19 protein-coding genes are annotated in these 18,725 nt (G+C 70.2%); 4 read left to right on the plus strand and 15 right to left on the minus strand.

Features of this window, described 5'->3' with window-relative positions:
• The first annotated feature begins 3 nt into the window (after positions 1–3).
• Positions 4–1,011: a sugar phosphate isomerase/epimerase family protein gene (locus tag AB3M82_RS11845; RefSeq protein WP_412958146.1), complete on the plus strand. Its 1,008-nt coding sequence runs from the start codon at positions 4–6 to the stop codon at positions 1,009–1,011.
• 14 nt (positions 1,012–1,025) lie between these two features.
• Positions 1,026–1,334: a Dabb family protein gene (locus AB3M82_RS11850; RefSeq protein WP_412958147.1), complete on the plus strand. Its 309-nt coding sequence runs from the start codon at positions 1,026–1,028 to the stop codon at positions 1,332–1,334.
• Positions 1,335–1,386: 52 nt separating this feature from the next.
• Here AB3M82_RS11850 and rsfS read toward each other — a convergent pair whose 3' ends face one another.
• From rsfS to rplU, 9 genes are all read right to left on the minus strand, one after another.
• Positions 1,387–1,770 carry a ribosome silencing factor gene (gene rsfS / locus AB3M82_RS11855; protein ID WP_412958148.1) on the minus strand — a complete coding sequence of 128 codons (384 nt, stop codon included), beginning with the start codon at positions 1,768–1,770 and terminating at the stop codon, positions 1,387–1,389.
• Positions 1,770–2,990 carry a hypothetical protein gene (locus AB3M82_RS11860; protein ID WP_412958149.1) on the minus strand — a complete coding sequence of 407 codons (1,221 nt, stop codon included), beginning with the start codon at positions 2,988–2,990 and terminating at the stop codon, positions 1,770–1,772. Before AB3M82_RS11860 ends, rsfS begins: the two co-directional genes overlap by 1 nt.
• Positions 2,987–3,589: a nicotinate-nucleotide adenylyltransferase gene (gene nadD, locus AB3M82_RS11865; protein WP_412958150.1), complete on the minus strand. Its 603-nt coding sequence runs from the start codon at positions 3,587–3,589 to the stop codon at positions 2,987–2,989. The genes AB3M82_RS11860 and nadD overlap by 4 nt, the downstream gene beginning before the upstream one ends.
• Before the next feature lie 6 nt (positions 3,590–3,595).
• Positions 3,596–3,820 carry a hypothetical protein gene (locus AB3M82_RS11870; RefSeq protein WP_412958151.1) on the minus strand — a complete coding sequence of 75 codons (225 nt, stop codon included), beginning with the start codon at positions 3,818–3,820 and terminating at the stop codon, positions 3,596–3,598.
• Between the two features lie 51 nt (positions 3,821–3,871).
• The gene (locus AB3M82_RS11875) at positions 3,872–5,125 is read right to left on the minus strand and encodes a glutamate-5-semialdehyde dehydrogenase (protein ID WP_412958152.1); all 1,254 of its coding nucleotides are present in this window, start codon (positions 5,123–5,125) and stop codon (positions 3,872–3,874) included.
• Between the two features lie 49 nt (positions 5,126–5,174).
• A complete protein-coding gene (gene proB, locus AB3M82_RS11880) occupies positions 5,175–5,957 on the minus strand; it encodes a glutamate 5-kinase (protein ID WP_412958153.1) in 783 nt (260 codons plus the stop codon).
• On the minus strand, positions 5,954–7,453 hold the full coding sequence (obgE, locus tag AB3M82_RS11885) for a GTPase ObgE (RefSeq protein WP_412958154.1): 1,500 nt from the start codon (positions 7,451–7,453) through the stop codon (positions 5,954–5,956). The genes proB and obgE overlap by 4 nt, the downstream gene beginning before the upstream one ends.
• Positions 7,454–7,563: 110 nt before the next feature.
• A complete protein-coding gene (gene rpmA, locus AB3M82_RS11890; protein ID WP_314647941.1) occupies positions 7,564–7,821 on the minus strand; it encodes a 50S ribosomal protein L27 in 258 nt (85 codons plus the stop codon).
• A gap of 18 nt (positions 7,822–7,839) precedes the next feature.
• On the minus strand, positions 7,840–8,148 hold the full coding sequence (gene rplU / locus AB3M82_RS11895; protein ID WP_412958155.1) for a 50S ribosomal protein L21: 309 nt from the start codon (positions 8,146–8,148) through the stop codon (positions 7,840–7,842).
• Positions 8,149–8,362: 214 nt separating this feature from the next.
• Between rplU and AB3M82_RS11900 the strand changes: the two genes are divergently transcribed.
• Entirely contained in the window at positions 8,363–8,629 is a 267-nt protein-coding gene (locus AB3M82_RS11900) for a DUF4031 domain-containing protein (RefSeq protein WP_412958156.1), read from the plus strand.
• Here AB3M82_RS11900 and AB3M82_RS11905 read toward each other — a convergent pair.
• Positions 8,594–11,113, minus strand: coding sequence for an Rne/Rng family ribonuclease (locus tag AB3M82_RS11905; RefSeq protein WP_412958157.1), 2,520 nt, complete (start codon positions 11,111–11,113; stop codon positions 8,594–8,596). The genes AB3M82_RS11900 and AB3M82_RS11905 overlap by 36 nt on opposite strands.
• Before the next feature lie 281 nt (positions 11,114–11,394).
• Between AB3M82_RS11905 and AB3M82_RS11910 the strand changes: the two genes are divergently transcribed.
• Positions 11,395–12,009, plus strand: a complete 615-nt coding sequence (locus tag AB3M82_RS11910) for a vitamin K epoxide reductase family protein (RefSeq protein ID WP_412958158.1) — start codon at positions 11,395–11,397, stop codon at positions 12,007–12,009.
• Positions 12,010–12,093: 84 nt separating this feature from the next.
• Here AB3M82_RS11910 and ndk read toward each other — a convergent pair whose 3' ends face one another.
• The 5 genes from ndk to AB3M82_RS11935 all read right to left on the minus strand — a co-directional run bounded on the left by ndk (position 12,094) and on the right by AB3M82_RS11935 (position 18,584).
• Complete coding sequence (gene ndk / locus AB3M82_RS11915; protein WP_067120383.1) at positions 12,094–12,510, minus strand: nucleoside-diphosphate kinase; 417 nt, start codon at positions 12,508–12,510, stop codon at positions 12,094–12,096.
• A 1-nt stretch (position 12,511) separates the two neighbouring features.
• Positions 12,512–12,916 carry a DUF4233 domain-containing protein gene (locus tag AB3M82_RS11920; protein WP_412958159.1) on the minus strand — a complete coding sequence of 135 codons (405 nt, stop codon included), beginning with the start codon at positions 12,914–12,916 and terminating at the stop codon, positions 12,512–12,514.
• Positions 12,913–14,265 carry a bifunctional folylpolyglutamate synthase/dihydrofolate synthase gene (locus tag AB3M82_RS11925; RefSeq protein ID WP_412958160.1) on the minus strand — a complete coding sequence of 451 codons (1,353 nt, stop codon included), beginning with the start codon at positions 14,263–14,265 and terminating at the stop codon, positions 12,913–12,915. Before AB3M82_RS11925 ends, AB3M82_RS11920 begins: the two co-directional genes overlap by 4 nt.
• Positions 14,262–17,576 (minus strand): isoleucine--tRNA ligase, encoded by a 3,315-nt coding sequence (ileS, locus tag AB3M82_RS11930; RefSeq protein ID WP_412958161.1) that lies wholly within the window; start codon positions 17,574–17,576, stop codon positions 14,262–14,264. Before ileS ends, AB3M82_RS11925 begins: the two co-directional genes overlap by 4 nt.
• Positions 17,577–17,888: 312 nt before the next feature.
• Positions 17,889–18,584: an endonuclease domain-containing protein gene (locus AB3M82_RS11935; protein ID WP_412958162.1), complete on the minus strand. Its 696-nt coding sequence runs from the start codon at positions 18,582–18,584 to the stop codon at positions 17,889–17,891.
• Positions 18,585–18,725 lie beyond the last annotated feature (141 nt).

Consider the following 18,725-nt stretch of genomic DNA (forward strand, 5'->3'; position numbering starts at 1 on the left):
TCCATGAGCACCCGCCCCGTGACCCTGTTCACCGGCCAGTGGGCCGACCTGCCCTTCGAGGAGGTGGCCCGTCTCGCCAGCGAGTGGGGCTACGACGGCCTGGAGGTCGCGGCATCCGGCGACCACCTCGACCTGCGTCGCGCGGATGAGGACGACGCCTACCTCGCCTCACGGCGGGAGGTGCTGGATAGATACGGGTTGCAGATCTTCGCCATCTCGAACCACCTCGCCGGGCAGGCGGTGTGCGATGCGCCGATCGACTCCCGGCATCAGGCGATCCTCCGCGACTACGTCTGGGGAGACGGCGAGGCCGAGGGGGTGCGCCGACGTGCGGCCGAGGACATGATGCGGGCGGCCCGGGTGGCGCGGAAGCTCGACATCGACACGGTCGTGGGGTTCACGGGCTCGTCGATCTGGCCCTACGTCGCGATGTTCCCTCCGGTTCCGGCGGAGGTCATCGAGGGCGGGTTCGAGGACTTCGCCGCCCGATGGAACCCGATCCTGGACGTGTTCGACGGCGAGGGCGTCCGCTTCGCCCACGAGGTGCACCCGGGCGAGATCGCCTACGACTACTGGTCGTCGGTCCGGGCCCTCGACGCGATCGATCACCGCGGCGCTTTCGGGTTCAACTGGGATCCCTCGCACATGATGTGGCAGAACATCGACCCCGTGGGCTTCATCATCGACTTCGCGGACCGGATCTACCACGTGGACTGCAAGGACACGCGGATGCGCCCGCACAACGGCCGTGCCGGCGTGCTCGGGTCCCACCTCCCGTGGGGCGACCCGCGACGCGGGTGGGACTTCGTCTCCACCGGCCACGGCGACGTGCCCTGGGAGGACGCCTTCCGGGCCCTCGACGCGATCGGGTACTCCGGTCCCATCTCCATCGAGTGGGAGGATGCCGGCATGGACCGGCTGCACGGAGCGGCCGAGGCGGTCGGCTTCGTCCGCTCCCTCCTGTGGCCCGAGCCCGCCGCCGCGTTCGACGCGGCGTTCCGCAACCAGTGAGCGAGCCGCAGCGCATGCCCATCCGGCACACCGTGGTCTTCCGCCTGATCCATGCGGAGGACTCGGCTCAGGAGCGTCGGTTCCTCGCCGACGCTCGCACGGCGCTCACGTCGATCCCGGGGGTGCAGGACTTCCGCATCACCCGTCAGGTCAGCGCGAAGAGTCCGCTGACCCATCAGTTCTCGATGCGCTTCGCCGACCAGGCGGCCTACGACGCCTACGACGCGCACCCGGTGCACCGCGCGTTCGTCGCGGAGCGCTGGGTGCCGGAGGTCGCCGAGTTCCAGGAGTACGACTTCGTCGACGTCGACGCGCTCCGCTGACGCGTTCGCATGACCGCGTCTGGGGCCGCCGTCTCCCCCGGCGAGCGGGGGTCTACTCCCCCGCGACCGGCTCAGGCTCCGGGAGATCGATCGGGACGACCGGGCAGTCCTTCCAGAGGCGCTCCAGGCCGTAGTAGACCCGCTCCTCCTGGTGGAAGACGTGCACGATCAGGTCGCCGAAGTCGAGGAGTACCCAACGGGCCTCCGCGCGTCCTTCGCGGCGGACGCGCTTGTGCCCCGCCTCGATCAGACGATCCTCGATCTCGTCGGCGATGGCGGCGACGTTGCGCTCGCTGTTGCCGGTCACGAGCAGGAAGATGTCGACGAGCGGAAGGGGCTCGGAGACGTTGAGCGCGACGAGATCCTCGCCGCCCTTCGAGACGGCGGCGGCAGCGGCGAGCTGCAGCATGGCCTCAGCGGTTTCAGGTGATTGCATCAGAAGACATTCGTGGTGAAGGCGAAGACCAGGGCGACGCCCAGGGCGAGGGCGAGGCCGCCCGCGACGATCGCCAGGATGAGCATGAGCTTGTTGCCCTTCTCCGGAGCAGGAGGCCGGATGACCTCGCCGGCGGGCTTGATGGTGCTGACGGCGGAGCTGGCCGCGATCGGCGTGGGCGAGGATGCCGGGGGCAGCTCGCCGTCGATCAGCACGGCGTCGACGTCCTTGCCGTCGGCCGCGCCGTGCGCGTGTCCCTGCGATCCGATCCCCCGCGGCAGCTCGTACGAGCCCGTGATGAGGATCTCGCCGGTCGACGCGACCGGACCCGACAGGGATCCCTCGCCCGCCGACGGCGTGAAGATGAGCGCATTGGAGGCGCCGTGCTGCGAGCCGCCGGAGTCGCCGACCGAGAGGAGGTCGTCGAACGAGGGGGCGAACGGCTTCGAGGAGTCTTTCAGCACCCCCTGACCGAACGCGGGGTTGACGGTCGGGCGCTCGCCCTCGGCGGTCGCCTCGTCCTCGGACCCGACATCGGCGAGCACGTCGTCGGGGCGGTCGTCGGCGTCGTCCACGCCGAGCACGTCGCGCAGGTCGTCCGACTCATCGCCCTTCTCGTCGACGACCTCAAGGGGAACCTCCCCGACCGACTGCGCGGCGCCGGCGGCACTGACCGGAGCGACCTGCACCTCGTCGTCGACGTCGTCCTCGTCGCGCACCTCGGCGGAGGGGAAGTCCGGCACGCCCGACACGATGCCCGACGATTCCGCCGCGGGAGCCACCGGCTCCGCGTCTTCCTCGGGCTCCGCCTCGGCCACGGGCTCGACGACCGCCTCGGCTTCCTCGACGGGCGCCGCCTGGTCCGCGGCGTCGGCGACCGGCTGCGCCTCGAGCACCAGCTCCCGCTCCTCGACGGTTGGGCCGTCCTCCGGCGACTCGGGAGCGGCCGCAACTGCCTCCTCGGGCGTGACGACCGGGACGGATGCCGTGCGCACGCGCTCCTGGGCCCGGGCCTGCCGACGCGTCAGCGGGGCGGCATCGAGATCGACCTGCTCGGCCGTCGGGGCGGACTCGGCCGGTGTCTCGACCGGCGCGGGCGGCGGCGGCACCGGGGGCGCGGCGGGCGCGGCATCCTCCGTGATGATCGGCGTGGAACCGGTCAGGCGCAGCTCTCGCAGCTGCTTGCGCGTCAGCGGACCCTGCTGATCCGATGTAGTCATGCCTTGCTCCGATACAGGTGATGCTTCGCGATGTACTGAACGACCCCGTCGGGAACGAGGTACCAGACCGGCTCGTCGTCGCGGACCCGCTCGCGGCACGCCGTCGATGAGATCGACAGCGCCGGCACCTCGAGCTGGCTGACGTTGTCGCTCGGGAGGCCGTCCGTGCTCAGGACGTGGCCTGGGCGGGAGACCGCGACGAAGTGGGCCAGCTCCCACAACTCATCATGGTCCCTCCAACTGAGAATTTGCGCCACGGCGTCGGCTCCCGAGATGAAGAAGAGCTCGGCGTCCGGTCGCTCTTGCTTGAGGTCGCGGAGCGTGTCGATCGTGTAGGTGGGCCCCGCGCGGTCGACGTCGACCCGGCTGACCGTGAACTGCGGGTTGGATGCCGTGGCGATGACCGTCATCAGGTAGCGGTGCTCGCTGGGCGTGACGTCGGACTTCTGCCACGGGTGACCGGTGGGTACGAAGACGACCTCGTCGAGGTCGAACGAATGCGCGACCTCGCTCGCCGCGACCAGGTGCCCATGGTGGATCGGGTCGAAGGTTCCGCCCATCACACCGATGCGCGGAGCTCGCGTGGTCGCGGTCTCCATGACGCCTTAGTGGCCGTGCCCCGTCTCGTGGCCGTCCTTGCCGTGCTTCGCGGCCCATGCCTCGGCCTTCGCCGAGTGACGGTTGGCGACATGCCGGTACGACAGGGTGACGAAACCGAGGAACGCGAACACGATCGCCGCGATGACGCCGAAGATCAGCGTCTCGAGGGCCACGTTGCCGTGGTGCTCGGTTTCGGCGGCGGCCATCGCGATCTGTGCGACGAGGTTCATCGTGTCTCCGTTTCGTGACCTGAGTCGGTGCAGCGCCTTCCAGTCTAGTCCTCAGCCGCGCGTCTGCCCGGACCCACGCGCCAGCCACTTGGTGCTGGTGAGCTCCGTCAGCCCCATCGGGCCGCGCGTATGCAGCTTCTGGGTCGAGATCCCGACCTCCGCACCGAAGCCGAACTCGCCGCCATCGGTGAACCGGGTCGACGTGTTCGCCATGACCACCGCCGAGTCCACCTCGGCGAGGAAGCGCTCCGCGTTGCGCGCGTCGGTCGTGACGATCGACTCCGTGTGCCCGGTGCTGTAGCGGCGGATGTGGGCGAGCGCGTCGTCGAGGGAGTCGACGACCTTCATGGCGATGTCAAGGCTCAGGTACTCGGTCTCCCAGTCCTCCTCGGTGGCCGGGATGACCTGGGTGACGAGCCCCGCGACGATGTCGTCGCCGTGGATCGCGACGCCCTCGCTCTGCAGCGCGCTGGCCACGAGCGGGATGAGGCGCGGGGCCGCCTGGCGGTGCACCAGCACGGTCTCGACCGCGTTGCAGACGCTGGGCCGCTGCACCTTGGCGTTGACGACGATGTCGCGCGCCCAGTCGTCGGGCGCCGACTCGTCGAGCACGATGTGCACGTTGCCCGCACCGGTCTCGATGACCGGCACGGTCGACTCGGTGACGACGGTCTCGATCAGCGCCGCGCTCCCCCGCGGCACGAGCACGTCGATGTAGCCGCGCCCGTGCATGAGCGCCTTCGCGCCGTCGCGGCCGAAGTCGTCGACGGTCTGGACGGCCTCCGCCGTCACACCGGCGCCCGCCAGCGCCTCGCGCATCACCTCGACGAGCACGGTGTTGCTCTCGCGCGCCGCGCTGCCGCCCCGGAGCACCACGGCGTTGCCCGACCGCAGCGCGAGCGCGGCGATGTCGACGGTCACGTTCGGACGCGCCTCGTAGATCGCCCCCACGACGCCGAAGGGCACGCGCACCTGCTCGAGGGAGACGCCGTTGGGCATCCGATGCCCGCCCACGACCTGACCGACGGGATCCGGGAGCGCCGCGACCTGGCGGACCGCCGCGGCGAGAGCCTGTACGCGCTTCGCGTCGAGGGTCAGCCGGTCGATCAGCGAGTCGCCGATGCCGTCCTCGCGCCCGCGCTCGATGTCCCGCCGGTTGGCCTCGATGATGCGGTCCGCGTGCGTCTCGAGGGCGCGGGCGATGGCCTCGAGGGCGCGGCCCTTGTCGTCGCTCGTGAGCGCGGCGGTGGCGCGGGACGCCTCCTTGGCGCGTTCCAGACGCACCTGCGGGGTCTGCTCGGTCATCCGCCCAGTCTAGGGGCGCGACCGCGGCGCGGAGGAGATGTGACCGCGCTCAGAGCGCGGGTTCGAACCAGGTTCCGATGGGCGCGCCGGTGAGTGCCTGATCCACCAGGTCGGCACTGGTCACGAGCACGCCGATCCCGGATGCCGCGGCGAGCCGCGCCGCCGACACCTTGGTCGCCGCTCCCCCGGTGCCGACGCTGTTCACGACGCTCGACCCGAACTCCAATCCGCTGAGGTCGGCGTCCGCCGCCACCGTGTCGATCGGCTCCGCGCCGGGGATCGACGGCGGCTTCGTGTAGAGCGACTCCACGTCGCTGAGCAGCACGAGCGCGTCGGCCTCGATGAGCTGCGCCACGAGGGCTCCGAGCCGATCGTTGTCGCCGAAGCGGATCTCCTGCGTCGCGACGGTGTCGTTCTCGTTGACGATGGGGAGGATGCGGAGGCCGAGCAGGCGCTCCATCGCGCGGCGCGCATTGGAGCGGGAGGTCGGATGCTCCAGGTCGCCCGTGGTGAGCAGCACCTGTCCCGCCACGATGTCGAACGGTCGCAGCGCCTCCTGGTAGCGGTAGACGAGCACGTTCTGCCCGACCGCCGCCGCGGCCTGCTGCGTCGCGAGATCGGTGGGGCGCGCGTCCAGACGCAGGAACGGGATGCCGGTCGCGATCGCTCCGGACGAGACCAGGACCACCTCGGCTCCGCGCGCGTGCGCGGCCGCCAGCGCCTCGACCAGCACCGGGATCCGCCACGAGGACTCCCCGCTGATCGAGGACGACCCCACCTTCACGACGATGCGCGAGGCCGTGGCGAGATCGGCGCGGGAACGAGCCGTCACTCCTCGCCCTCACGGTAGGCAGCGAGCCGCTGGGCCTCGACCTCGGCGCGCGCCTCGGCCTTGGCATCCATCCGCTCGTAGTACTGCTCCCGCCGTTCGGACGTGGTGCGCCGCGTGTTCGGCGCCAGTCGCGGATCGGTGCCGCGCGGTGCCGTCATCAGCTCGGCGGCCGAGGTCATGGTGGGTTCCCAGTCGAAGACGATGCTGTCGCCTTCGCCGATGACGACCGTGGAGCCCTGCACCGCGCCCAGGCGGAACAGCTCGTCCTCGACGCCCAGCTTCTCGAGCCGGTCCGCGAGGAAGCCGACCGCCTCTTCGTTCTGGAAGTCGGTCTGCTGCACCCAGCGCACCGGCTTCTCGCCGATGATGCGGTAGACATTGCCGTAGGTGCCGCCCTCGACCCGGATGGTGAACTCCTTCTTGGAGCCCTTGGGCCGGATGACGACGCGCTCGCGCGGCGTCTCGACGACCGCCTCGGCCCGGTGCTTCACGACGATCTCGCCCAGCGCGAAGGTGAGCGCACGGAGCCCCTCGTGCGACACCGTCGAGATCTCGAACACGCGGTAGCCCCGGGCCTCGAGCTCGGGTCGCACCAGGTCGGCGAGGTCGCGTGCTTCGGGGACGTCGATCTTGTTGAGCGCGACGAGGTGCGGACGCTCGAGGAGCGGGGTCTGCCCCTCGGGCACCTCGTAGGCGGCGAGCTCGGCGAGGATGACGTCGAGGTCGGAGATCGGGTCGCGTCCCGGTTCCAGGGTCGCGCAGTCGAGCACGTGCAGCAGGGCGGAGCAGCGCTCGACGTGGCGCAGGAAGTCGAGCCCGAGTCCGCGGCCTTCGCTCGCGCCCTCGATGAGCCCGGGAACATCGGCGACCGTGTACCGTGCATCTCCGGCCTGGACGACGCCGAGGTTCGGATGCAGGGTCGTGAACGGGTAGTCGGCGATCTTGGGCCGAGCCGCCGAGATGGCCCCGATGAGGCTCGACTTGCCGGCGGACGGGTACCCGACCAGCGCCACATCGGCGACAGTCTTGAGCTCGAGGACCACGTCGCCCTCGAAGCCCGGCGTGCCGAGGAGCGCGAAGCCGGGAGCCTTGCGCTTGGGAGTCGCGAGCGCGGCGTTGCCGAGACCGCCCTGGCCGCCCTTGGCGACCACGAAACGCTCGCCGGGGATGACCATGTCGATCAGCACGTCGCCGTCGGGCGACTTGACCACGGTGCCGACGGGCACGGGCAGCTCGACGGTTTCACCGGCGTACCCCGCGCGGTGGTCGCCCATGCCGAACCCGCCGTTGGGCGAGGTGCGGTGCGGCGAGTGGTGGTACGACAGCAGCGTGCCGGTCTGCGGGTCTGCGACCAGCACGATGTCTCCGCCGTCGCCGCCGTTGCCGCCGTCGGGTCCGCCGAGGGGCTTGAACTTCTCGCGGTGCACCGAGACACAGCCGTTGCCGCCCTTGCCCGCGCGCAGGTGCAGCGTCACGGTGTCGACGAACGTGACCATGGATCGGTCTCCTTGCTTGAGTTCTGCAGCCCGCCGCGATCGGAGGGCAGATACACGGACGGGGCGAGCCGAAGCCCGCCCCGAACCGGATGTCGTTTACTGTGCGGCGATCACTCGCCTGCAGCGACGATGTTGACGACCTTGCGGCCGCCCTTCGCACCGAACTGCACCGCGCCCGCGGCCAGGGCGAACAGCGTGTCGTCGCCGCCACGGCCGACGTTCACGCCGGGGTGGAAGTGGGTGCCGCGCTGGCGGACGATGATCTCGCCGGCGTTGACCTGCTGGCCGCCGAAGCGCTTGACGCCCAGTCGCTGTGCGTTGGAGTCACGACCGTTACGGGTGGAGCTTGCGCCCTTTTTGTGTGCCATGTCCTGGTCTCCTCGGTCTTACTTGATGCCGGTGATCTTGACGCGCGTGAGCTCCTGGCGGTGGCCCTGACGCTTCTTGTAGCCGGTCTTGTTCTTGTACTTCTGGATGACGATCTTCGGGCCGCGGAGGTTGCCGATGACCTCGGCCGTGACCTTGACCTTCGCCAGCTGGTCGGCGTCGGTGGTCACCGTAGAGCCGTCGACGAGCAGCACTGCGGGCAGCTCGATGTTCTCGCCCTGGGCAGCCTGCACACGGTCGAGCTGAACGATCGTGCCGACCTCGACCTTCTCCTGCCGTCCACCGGCGCGCACTACTGCGTAAACCACTTCATACCTGTTTCGTTGGGGAGCACGGGGCTCCGAGAATCTCACGGGAAGACTGTTGCTTGCATGCGCCGCGGTGCGACGGGTGCGAATGCAAGGCTCTCCGCTCCGGCCGACGAGGACGACGCGGCTCACGCACCAAGGGACTACTTTACCGGATGCCGGAGCCAGTCGCAAAGTCGACGGGCCGTCACCTCGCCGCGCCTAGGCTAGCGGGATGACCGTACTCGTCGACGACCCGCTCTGGCCCGCCCACGGACGGCTCTGGGCGCACCTCGTGAGCGACGAGAGCCTGGACGAGCTGCACGCCTTCGCGCGACGGCACGACCTGCCCGCGCGCGCCTTCGACCGGGACCACTACGACGTCCCGGCCGATGCGGTGCCTCGCCTCGTCGCCGGGGGCGCGGAGCACGTCGGCGGCAAGGAGCTGGTCCGCCGCCTGATCGCCTCAGGCCTGCGGATCCCCGCCCGCGACCGGCGCTGAGCCCTCGGCGTTCACCGCGACCGGGGTGCCGGTCAGAGCTGCGGTGCTGACGCGGCGGCGACCCCTCCCCTGGCCCGGAGCCTTCGGCTCGGGCAGGGCGTCGAGCACCGAGTCGAGCAGCTGCTCGGCCGGGCTCTTGGGGGCCTTGCGATCGGAACCGCGCTTCTTGCGCGCCTTCTTCGGACGCTCCGCCTGTTCGGCGGGCACGACCTCCGGAAGCGGCGCCTCCGACGCTCCGTCGGCCGCCGCGGAGATCGTCGACGCGGCGATCTGGGCGAGCGCCGACTTCGTGCCCTCGGTGATGCTGTGGGTCACGACCGGCGCGGCGGTGGCGTTCTGCCCGTTGCCGTTACCCCCGTTGCCGTTGCCGCCGCGCTGACGTCGTCCGTTGCCGCCGCCGTTGCCGTTGCCGCCGGCACGGTGCTTGACCACGGGGTCGTGGTGGACGATCACTCCGCGGCCGGCGCACACCTCGCAGGCCTCGCTGAACGTCTCGAGCAGGCCGAGACCGAGCTTCTTCCGCGTCATCTGCACGAGCCCGAGCGACGTGACCTCGGCGACCTGGTGCTTCGTCCGGTCGCGGCTGAGGCACTCGATCAGACGTCGCAGCACGAGGTCGCGGTTCGACTCGAGCACCATGTCGATGAAGTCGACGACGATGATGCCGCCGATGTCTCGCAGGCGCAGCTGGCGGACGATCTCCTCGGCGGCCTCGAGGTTGTTCTTGGTGACCGTCTCCTCGAGGTTGCCGCCGGAACCGACGAACTTGCCCGTGTTGACGTCGACGACGGTCATCGCCTCGGTGCGGTCGATGACCAGCGAGCCGCCGGACGGCAGCCACACCTTGCGGTCCAGGGCCTTCTCGATCTGCTCGGTGATCCGGAACGCGTCGAAGGGGTCGGTCTCGTCCTCGTACGCCTCGACCCGCTCGAGCAGATCGGGCGCCACGCTCTCCAGGTAGGCACGGATGGTGCGCTGCGCGTCCTCGCCCTCGATCAGCATCTTCGTGAAGTCCTCGTTGAAGACGTCGCGGACGATCTTGACGAGGAGGTCGGGCTCGGCGTGCAGGAGAGCCGGAGCCTGCTGGCTCTCGACCTGCTTCTGGATGTGCTCCCACTGCGCCGTGAGGCGCTGCACGTCGCGCGTCAGCTGCTCCTCGGTCGCACCCTCGGCGGCCGTGCGGACGATGACACCCGACGACTCGGGCAGCACCTCCTTGAGGATGCGCTTCAGTCGGGCGCGCTCGTTGTCGGGCAGCTTGCGGCTGATGCCGTTCATGGAGCCGCCGGGCACGTAGACCAGGTAACGGCCGGGGAGCGAGATCTGGCTGGTCAGGCGGGCGCCCTTGTGTCCGACCGGATCCTTGGTGACCTGCACGAGCACGCGGTCACCGGGCTTGAGCGCAAGCTCGATGCGGCGGGGCTGGTTGCCGGTCTCGACACCGTCCCAGTCCACCTCGCCGGAGTACAGCACGGCGTTGCGTCCGCGACCGATGTCGACGAACGCCGCCTCCATGCTGGGGAGCACGTTCTGCACACGGCCCAGGTAGACGTTGCCGATGAGCGAGGCGTCCTGGTTGCGGGCGACGTAGTGCTCGACGAGCACGCCGTCCTCGAGCACGCCGATCTGGGTGCGTCCGTTCTTCGACCGCACGACCATCTTGCGGTCGACCGACTCGCGGCGGGCGAGGAACTCGGCCTCGGTGACAACGGGGCGACGGCGTCCGGCGTCGCGGCCGTCGCGCCGGCGCTGCTTCTTGGCCTCGAGACGGGTCGATCCCTTGATGGCCTTGGGCTCGGTGATGTACTCCACGACCCGTTGGCGCTGGCGCGGGGACTCGCGCTGCTCCTCGGCATCCGATCCGCCGCGGCGCCGACGTCCGCGTCGTCCGCCGTCGGCGTCGTCGTCGCGGTCGGCGGGGGCGCGATCGGGGCGCGCGGGCAGCGGAATGATCTCGGGCGCGTAGAAGTGCAGCTGCGTCGAGACCTGCGACACGAAGACCTCGGGGAGGAGCCCCAGCGACACGGCGGTCGGCGCCTGCGGCTCGGCGGGGGCCTCCGGCTCCGCGGGGGTCTTCTCCTCCTCGGCGGGCGACGCCTCCTCCGGAGCCTGCTCCGGAGCCTGCTCCGGGGCCGATGCGGCCTCTTCGGCTGGCTCGTCGGCGACGGTCTCGTCGGGGACGGTCTCATCGATGACGGGCTCGTCGGCGACGGTCTCGACCGTGGTCTCGTCGGCGACGGTCTCGACCGCAGCGGGTTCGCCGGCGGCGGGCTCGTCGGCGACGGACTCCACGGCAGCGGACTCTGCGGGAGCCTCGCCGACGGACTCGGGCTCACCGGCGGGCTCCACGCCCCCGTCGACGGTTCCCTCTTCGACCGGCGCCGAGGGCTGCGCCTCGGGGGCCGTCGACTCCGTCAGCGGAGTCTCGGCGTCAGCCGGGAAGTCAAGAGTAGGGGCGTTGTTGTCATTGTTGTCATCGGCCATCTCTGGCGTACTCCCTGCGCGGGGCACTCGTGCTCCGCGAAATCTCATGCAGCACCCGCAGGTGCCGCGAACTCATTCGGTGTGCGACCGGCTTCGCGCTCTGATCGCGTGGGGCATGGGGCCCCGAAGTCTGCGGCGACGTGCATCGCGGCGGGGCCGCTCGTCACGTCACAGGCCATTATCGCACCAACTGCCCCCGATCACGGCATCCGATGTCACGGCACGTTTTCCCCGGCGCGGTTCTCGTCCGATCCATAGCCCGCTGCTGAGATAATCCCAGGATGAGCGAGCAGCGCACACGCCCCGTCGTCTACGCCGTCTGGCTGATCATCGCGAGCGTCGTCGGGTGGTTCGCGGCGTTCCAGCTGACGGTCGAGAAGTTCCTGCTGCTTCAGGATCCGGATGCCGCGCTCTCCTGCGACCTGAGCGCCTTCATCCAGTGCGGCAAGAACCTCGAGTCGTGGCAGGGGTCGGTGTTCGGCTTCCCCAACCCGATCCTGGGGCTCACGGGCTGGATGGCGCCCATGGTCGTCGGCGTCGCGATCCTGGCCGGCGCGCGGTTCCCTCGCTGGTTCTGGGCGCTGTTCGGCGTCGGCATCACGTTCGCCTTCGGGTTCGTGTGCTGGCTGATCTCGCAGAGCATCTACGACCTCATCGTCCTGTGCCCCTGGTGCATGGTCACGTGGGCGGTCACCATCCCGACGTTCTTCGCCACGCTGATCCACCTGCTCCGCAACGGGACCCTCACGTCGTCGGCGAAGGTCCGCGCACGCGCCGACCGGCTCATGGCGTGGGTTCCCCTCGCGACCGTGCTCGCCTACGCCGTCATCGTGATCATGGCCCAGGTGAAGGGCATCGACTTCCTCGGCGGGATGGTGCGCATCCTCTTCGGCTGAGCCGACGTCGACGGCCTACGACGAAGGCCCTCCCGGCAATGGGGAGGGCCTTCGTCGTGTGCGCGGGGCGTCGTGCGGCAGGGCTCAGTCGAACCAGATACCCAGCTCGCGCGCCGCAGACTCGGGGCTGTCCGAGCCGTGGACCAGGTTCTGCTGGACCTTGAGGCCCCAGTCCCGGCCGAAGTCGCCGCGGATGGTGCCCGGCGCGGCCGTCGTCGGATCGGTGGTGCCGGCGAGCGAACGGAAGCCCTCGATCACGCGGTTGCCGGCCAGGCGGATCGCCACCGACGGACCCGAGAGCATGAACTCGAGGAGGGGCTCGTAGAAGGGCTTGCCCTCGTGCTCGGCGTAGTGCGCGGCGAGCAGGTCGCGATCGGGCTCCACGAGGCGGATGTCGACGAGCGCGTAGCCCTTCGCCTCGATGCGCGCGAGGATCGCACCGGTCAGTCCTCGGGCGACGCCGTCCGGCTTGACGAGGACGAGTGTTTCTTCGGTGGCCATGTCATTCACTCTCTGTCTGAGTCTCGGTCGAGGGTCCGGCCGGGCGTCGTGCGTCCAAGCGGGCCCCCATGATCGTCGCATACCCCCACATGCCGCCGAAAATCAGGACGACGAGGAGGATCGCGGGCACCAGGATCGCCGAGACCGCCACGATCACCTGGATCACCCACCCCGCGCTGATCGCCCACGGCCGGGTGATCATGCCCGAGATGGCGATGCAGGCCAGGGCGACCACGGCGCCGCCGACGATGCCCCACCACTGAGGGATGCCCTCCGGCAGCGTCCGGAGCCCGAAGATCGTGAGGCCCGCCAGGAAGATGACGATGGCTTCGAACCCCAGCACCACCGGCGCGAGCTTCTGCACGAGCGTGCGCGGGGCGCGGCGCGGCGCGGGCGTGTCGCTCACGCTCTCCACCCCGACTTCCAGTCCTCATCCTCGGCGAGGGCGATGGCCTCACCGGCGAGCACCACAGACCCGGCGATCACGACGGCGCGTCGATCGCTCGACGAGGCCCACTCGCGAGCGGCGTCCGCGGCATCCGCGAGGGACGGGTGCACGGTCGCCCGCTGGCCCGTCTGCTCGACGAGATCGGCAATCGCATCGGCGTCGCTGGCTCGGTCGGACTCCGGAGCGGTCGCGAACACGTGCGCGGCGGCGGGCGCCAGCTGCGCGACGATCCCGGCGGCGTCCTTGTCGGCGAGCACGCCCAGCACCACGCCCCATTCGTCGAAGTCGAAGCTGTCGTCCAGCGCCTGCGCGAGAGCCTTCGCGCCGTGCGGGTTGTGCGCGGCGTCGACGACGACGGTGGGCGCGATCCCCAGGAGCTGCAGCCGCCCGGGCGAAGTCGCCCCCTGGAGCCCCTCCGAGACGATGTCCTCGGCGATCCGCTGCCGGGCGCCCCCGATCAGCGACTCGACGGCGGCCACGGCCAGGGCCGCGTTGTGCCCCTGGTGGGCGCCGTAGAGCGGGAGGTACTCCTCGACGTACTCCCCCGCCAGTCCCCGCACCGTCAGCAGCTGACCGCCGACGGCGAGCTTCTGGTCCGCGAGCCCGAAGTCCTCGCCCTCGAAGGCGATGGTCGCGTCGTGCGCGGCCGCCGCCCGGCGGAGCACCTCGGCGGCCTCCGGCTGCTGCTGGGCGGAGACGACGGCGGCGCCGTCCTTGATGATGCCGGCCTTGACCTGCGCGATCTCCGCGATGGTGCCGCCCAGACGGTCGGCGTGGTCGATGTCGATCGGCGCGAAGACCGCGACGTCGCCGTCGGCGGTGTTCGTCGAGTCCCACTCGCCGCCCATCCCGACCTCCAGCACCAGCACATCGACGGGGGCGTCCGCGACCGCCACGAACGCGAGCACCGTCAGGAGCTCGAAGAAGGTCAGCGGCTCCTCGCCGGCCGCCTCGAGCTCGGCGTCGACGATCGCGACGAAGGGCTCGATCTCGTCCCACGCGTCGGCGACCGCGGCATCCGCGATCGGCTCGCCGTCGATGAGGATGCGCTCGGTGAAGCGCTCCAGGTGCGGGCTCGTGAAGAGACCGGTGCGCAGCCCGTGCGCGCGCAGCAGGCTCTCGATGATCCGCGCGGTCGACGTCTTCCCGTTGGTGCCCGTGATGTGCACGACCCGGTAGGTCTTCTGCGGATCGTCGAGGAACGCCAGGATGCGCGCGGTGCGCTCCTTGCGCGGCTGCACCCAGCGCTCTCCCGCGCGGGAGAGCAGGGTCTCGTAGACGGCGTCCGCCCGATCGCGCGCGCTCACGCCGCACCGCCGATCCGCGAGACGGCGATCGCGAAGTCGTCGCGGTTGGCGTACGTGCCCTTGGCGATCTCGGCCGTGAACTCCGCCTCCGGCAGCTCCGCGTCCCCGCGGTGCAGCGCGTGCTCCAGGGCGAGGGTCTCCCCCGCCACATCGGCGACCTCGAGCGCGGCGGCCACGGCATCCGCGTCGTCGTCGCTGGCGAACCGCAGATCCAGACGGATGCGATCGCTCACGTCGAAGCCCGCGTTCTTGCGGGTCTCCTGCACGGCGCGGATGACGTCGCGCGCCAGACCCTCCGCCTCCAGCTCCGGCGTCGTCCGGGTGTCGAGCAGCACGAAGCCGCCGGACGGCACGATCGCGAGCGCCTCGCCCTCGGGACGCCCCGTCGTCTCGAGCACGAGCTCGTACTCCGCGGGCTCCAGGGCGATGCCGCCGGCCGTCACCACGCCGTCCACCTCGGACCAGTCGCCCGAGCGCGCGGCCTGGATGGCCTTCTGCACGTCTTTGCCCAGACGCGGACCGGCCGCGCGGGCGTTCACGCTCAGCCGGTGGTCGATGCCGTACTCCGCGGCAGTGCCCTCGGCGAGCGCGACCAGCTCCACCGACTTGACGTTCAGCTCCTCGCGCAGGATGTCCTCGAACTGCCCGAGGGCGGATGCCAGCGGCGACACCACCGTGAGACGTGCGAGCGGCAGACGCACCCGCAGCTTCTCCTTCTTGCGCAGGGCGTTGCCCACGCTGGACAGCTCGCGGACGGCATCCATCGCGTCGCGGATCTCGTCGGCGGCCGGGAAGGCCTCGGCGTCGGGCCAGTCCTGCAGATGCACACTGCGTCCGCCGGTGAGCCCCTGCCAGACGCGCTCGCTGACGAGCGGGACGAGGGGGGCGGCCACACGGCAGAGGGTCTCGAGCACCGTGTACAGGGTGTCGAAGGCCTCCCGGCTCCGGGGATCGTCCGTGACGCCCACCCAGAAGCGGTCCCTGGACCGGCGGATGTACCAGTTCGTCAGCACCTCGGCGAAGTCGCGCAGCCGAGCGGATGCCGTGGTGGAGTCGAGTCCTTCGAGGTCGGCGCGCACCTCGCGGACGAGGTCGCCGAGCCGGGCGAGGATGTACCGGTCCAGGACATCGGTGGAGTCGGTGCGCCAGGAGGCCTCGTAGCCGTCCGCGCCCGAGGCGTTCGCGTACGTGGCGAAGAAGTACCACGAGTTCCACAGCGGGAGCAGGAACTCACGCACCCCGGAGCGGATGCCCTCCTCGGTGACGGCCAGGTTGCCGCCGCGCAGCACCGAGCTCGACATGAGGAACCAGCGCATCGCGTCGGAGCCGTCGCGGTCGAGCACCTCCGAGACGTCGGGGTAGTTGCGCAGCGACTTCGACATCTTGTACCCGTCGCTGCCCAGCACGATCCCATGGCAGCTCACCCCGGTGAACGCCGGCCGGTCGAACAGCGCCGTCGACAGGACGTGCATGACGTAGAACCAGCCGCGCGTCTGCCCGATGTACTCGACGATGAAGTCGGCGGGGGCGTGCGTGTCGAACCACTCCTGGTTCTCGAACGGATAGTGCACCTGCGCGTACGGCATGGAGCCCGAGTCGAACCACACGTCGAAGACGTCCTCGATGCGCCGCATGGTGCTCTTGCCCGTGGGGTCGTCGGGGTTCGGCCGGGTGAGGGCGTCGATGTAGGGGCGGTGCAGGTCGACCTCGCCCTCGGGGTTGCGGGGCAGCGTGCCGAAGTCCCGTTCCAGCTCCTCCAGCGAGCCGTAGGCGTCGACGCGCGGGTACTCCGGGTCGTCGCTCTTCCAGATCGGGATGGGCGAGCCCCAGTACCGGTTGCGGCTGATCGACCAGTCGCGGGCACCCTCGAGCCACTTGCCGAACTGGCCGTGCTTGACGTTCTCGGGAACCCAGGTGATCTGCTCGTTGTTCGCGAGCATCCGGTCCTTGATGTCGGTGACCCGCACGAACCAGCTCGAGACCGCCTTGTAGATCAGGGGATTCCGGCAGCGCCAACAGTGCGGGTAGGAGTGCTCGTAGCTCTGCAGGCGCAGCAGCCGGCCGCGCTCGCGCAGCAGCCGCACGAGCGGTGTGTTCGCCTCCATCCACAGCATCCCGGCCACGTCGGTGACGTTCGGGAGGAAGCGTCCGCCGTCGTCCAGGGACAGGATCGTGGGGATGCCGGCGGCTTCGCCGACGCGCTGGTCGTCCTCGCCGTAGGCGGGCGCCTGGTGGACGACGCCGGTGCCGTCGCTCGTGGTGACGTAGTCGTCGACGAGGATGCGCCAGGCATTCTGGGTCCCGTACGTCTCCGCGTCGGCGTAGTAGTCGAACAGGCGCTCGTAGGCGAGCCCGCCGAGCTCGCTCCCGCGGACGGTCCGGGAGACCGCCTCGGCCGCAGCGGAGGCATCCTCGTAGCCCAGGTCCTTCGCGTAGCCGCCCAGCAGGTCGCGGGCGAGCAGGAAGCCCGCCGTCGACCCGTCCGCCGCGCCGTCCGGGCCGACGGGCACGACGACGTACTCGATCTCCGGTCCCACGGCGAGCGCCATGTTGGTGGGGAGCGTCCAGGGGGTCGTGGTCCACGCGAGCACGCGCACGCCCTCGAGACCCTTCGCCGCGGCATCCTCCCCGATCAGCGGGAAGGAGACCGTCACCGACGGGTCCTGACGCATCTGATAGACGTCGTCGTCCATGCGCAGCTCGTGGGCGCTGAGCGGCGTCTCGTCGCGCCAGCAGTAGGGCAGCACGCGGTAGCCCTCGTAGGCCAGCCCCTTGTCGTACAGGGTCTTGAACGCCCAGAGGACGCTCTCCATGTACCCGAGATCGAGCGTCTTGTAGCCGCGCTCGAAGTCGACCCAGCGGGCCTGGCGGGTGACGTAGTCCTCCCACTCCCGCGTGTAGGCGAGCACCGAGCTCTTCGCCTTGTCGTTGAAGACGTCGATGCCCATGGCCTCGATCTCGCTCTTCTCGGTGATGCCGAGCTGCTTCATCGCCTCCAGCTCGGCCGGGAGCCCGTGCGTGTCCCACCCGAACACGCGGTCGACCTTGTGGCCGGTCATCGTCTGGAAGCGCGGGAACACGTCCTTCGCGTACCCCGTCAGGAGGTGTCCGTAGTGCGGCAGGCCGTTGGCGAACGGCGGGCCGTCGTAGAACACCCACTCGGGCGAGCCCTCGCGCTGCTCGATCGAGGCGCGGAAGGTGTCGTCCGTCTTCCAGAAGTCGAGCACCTCCTCCTCGATCTGCGGGAAGCGCGGGCTGGGCGCGACGGAGGCGTCGGCGGCGGGTCCGAAGGAGGAACGCGGATAGGTCATCGTGTCTCGCAGTGATCGTCGTGGCGGATGCTGCTGCGAGGACGATCCGTCAGGACCGCGGTACCACCCCGCGTGCGCTCCCTCCCCTTCCGGTTCGGTCACGCCACTCTCACTGCGGCTGTGACGGGCCTGCCCCGCTCGGTTCTACTGGGCCCGTCGCCGGGCTGTTCTTCCGAGAGCTCCCCGGTGATGGCCGGATCGATGCTCGTACCCTCCAGTGTACGCGCCTCGCGGCCCGGCCAGACCTCGCAGATCTGCCGCATCTCGCACGGATCCGCGCCGAAGCCTGCGAGATTCTGCAGAAGTGCGGGATCAGGGCGCGTCACGGTGCAGTCCCTGGGCCACAGCACGCATGATCAGGTCTTGCACGACGTGCCACCTCTCCATCACCTGTCGATACCCGACGCGGATGACGTGGTACCCGAGCAGCTTCAGCGCGGAGTCATGGCGGATGTCCTCGCTTCGTTGCTCCCCGACATGGGTGGCGCCGTCGATCTGCAGCACGAGCCGATCGCCGATGAGCGCATCGACACGGTGGCCGGCGATCCACGGCTGGAAGCAGAGCGGAAGACGGAGCCACCGCAACCGCGGGCGGAGATACGTCTCCAGCCCGGCATCCGCGAACGGCCACGCGTCGTCGAGCAGCCGCCGTGCCGCTCTCTTCAACGGCAGCCGGGCCAGGGCCTCCCGTTCGACCAGCCCCTTGTTGAGCGCGGAATCCCAAGTCGCCAGTGCCTGTTCGTACGGCTCGCAGTCGGCGACGAGTGCGAGGACGTTCTCGATCGGATCGGTCAACGCGTCGGGATGGCGCGGCAGGAGCGGCATCGCCCAGTGGACATGCACACCGGGCCTCCTGCGCACCGCGCTTCCGGGGGTTGCTCCGACGTGGACGAGCGGACGTTCGTCGTGAACCCACAGTCCGAGTCTCCGGGCTTGGGTCACGCACGTGAGCACGGCGCCCTGCTTCGCGGCGTCGACCAGCAGGCGTTCGGCGTTCGGCAGCGCCACCCATCCCTGTCGCACTCTCATCACGCTGCCCGCGCGCACCGCGGTCGCCACGGCATGGCGGGTCACCCCGCGCGCGTGCAGCGTCGCGCTCCTGCCCACTCCCCCCAGGCGCCCGAGCTCGTAAACGATGTCCCTCATGCT

Origin of the sequence: Microbacterium californiense, from assembly GCF_047246625.1 — a bacterium.
Lineage (GTDB): Bacteria > Actinomycetota > Actinomycetes > Actinomycetales > Microbacteriaceae > Microbacterium.

What these genes read in the sequence shown, in the direction of transcription:
- AB3M82_RS11845 (WP_412958146.1), top strand. Translation starts at nt 4, where the DNA reads ATGAGCACCCGCCCCGTGACCCTGTTCACCGGCCAGTGGGCCGACCTG.
- AB3M82_RS11850 (WP_412958147.1), top strand. Translation starts at nt 1,026, where the DNA reads ATGCCCATCCGGCACACCGTGGTCTTCCGCCTGATCCATGCGGAGGAC.
- rsfS (WP_412958148.1), bottom strand. Translation starts at nt 1,770, where the DNA reads ATGCAATCACCTGAAACCGCTGAGGCCATGCTGCAGCTCGCCGCTGCC.
- AB3M82_RS11860 (WP_412958149.1), bottom strand. Translation starts at nt 2,990, where the DNA reads ATGACTACATCGGATCAGCAGGGTCCGCTGACGCGCAAGCAGCTGCGA.
- nadD (WP_412958150.1), bottom strand. Translation starts at nt 3,589, where the DNA reads ATGGAGACCGCGACCACGCGAGCTCCGCGCATCGGTGTGATGGGCGGA.
- AB3M82_RS11870 (WP_412958151.1), bottom strand. Translation starts at nt 3,820, where the DNA reads ATGAACCTCGTCGCACAGATCGCGATGGCCGCCGCCGAAACCGAGCAC.
- AB3M82_RS11875 (WP_412958152.1), bottom strand. Translation starts at nt 5,125, where the DNA reads ATGACCGAGCAGACCCCGCAGGTGCGTCTGGAACGCGCCAAGGAGGCG.
- obgE (WP_412958154.1), bottom strand. Translation starts at nt 7,453, where the DNA reads ATGGTCACGTTCGTCGACACCGTGACGCTGCACCTGCGCGCGGGCAAG.
- rpmA (WP_314647941.1), bottom strand. Translation starts at nt 7,821, where the DNA reads ATGGCACACAAAAAGGGCGCAAGCTCCACCCGTAACGGTCGTGACTCC.
- AB3M82_RS11900 (WP_412958156.1), top strand. Translation starts at nt 8,363, where the DNA reads ATGACCGTACTCGTCGACGACCCGCTCTGGCCCGCCCACGGACGGCTC.
- AB3M82_RS11905 (WP_412958157.1), bottom strand. Translation starts at nt 11,113, where the DNA reads ATGGCCGATGACAACAATGACAACAACGCCCCTACTCTTGACTTCCCG.
- AB3M82_RS11910 (WP_412958158.1), top strand. Translation starts at nt 11,395, where the DNA reads ATGAGCGAGCAGCGCACACGCCCCGTCGTCTACGCCGTCTGGCTGATC.
- ndk (WP_067120383.1), bottom strand. Translation starts at nt 12,510, where the DNA reads ATGGCCACCGAAGAAACACTCGTCCTCGTCAAGCCGGACGGCGTCGCC.
- ileS (WP_412958161.1), bottom strand. Translation starts at nt 17,576, where the DNA reads ATGACCTATCCGCGTTCCTCCTTCGGACCCGCCGCCGACGCCTCCGTC.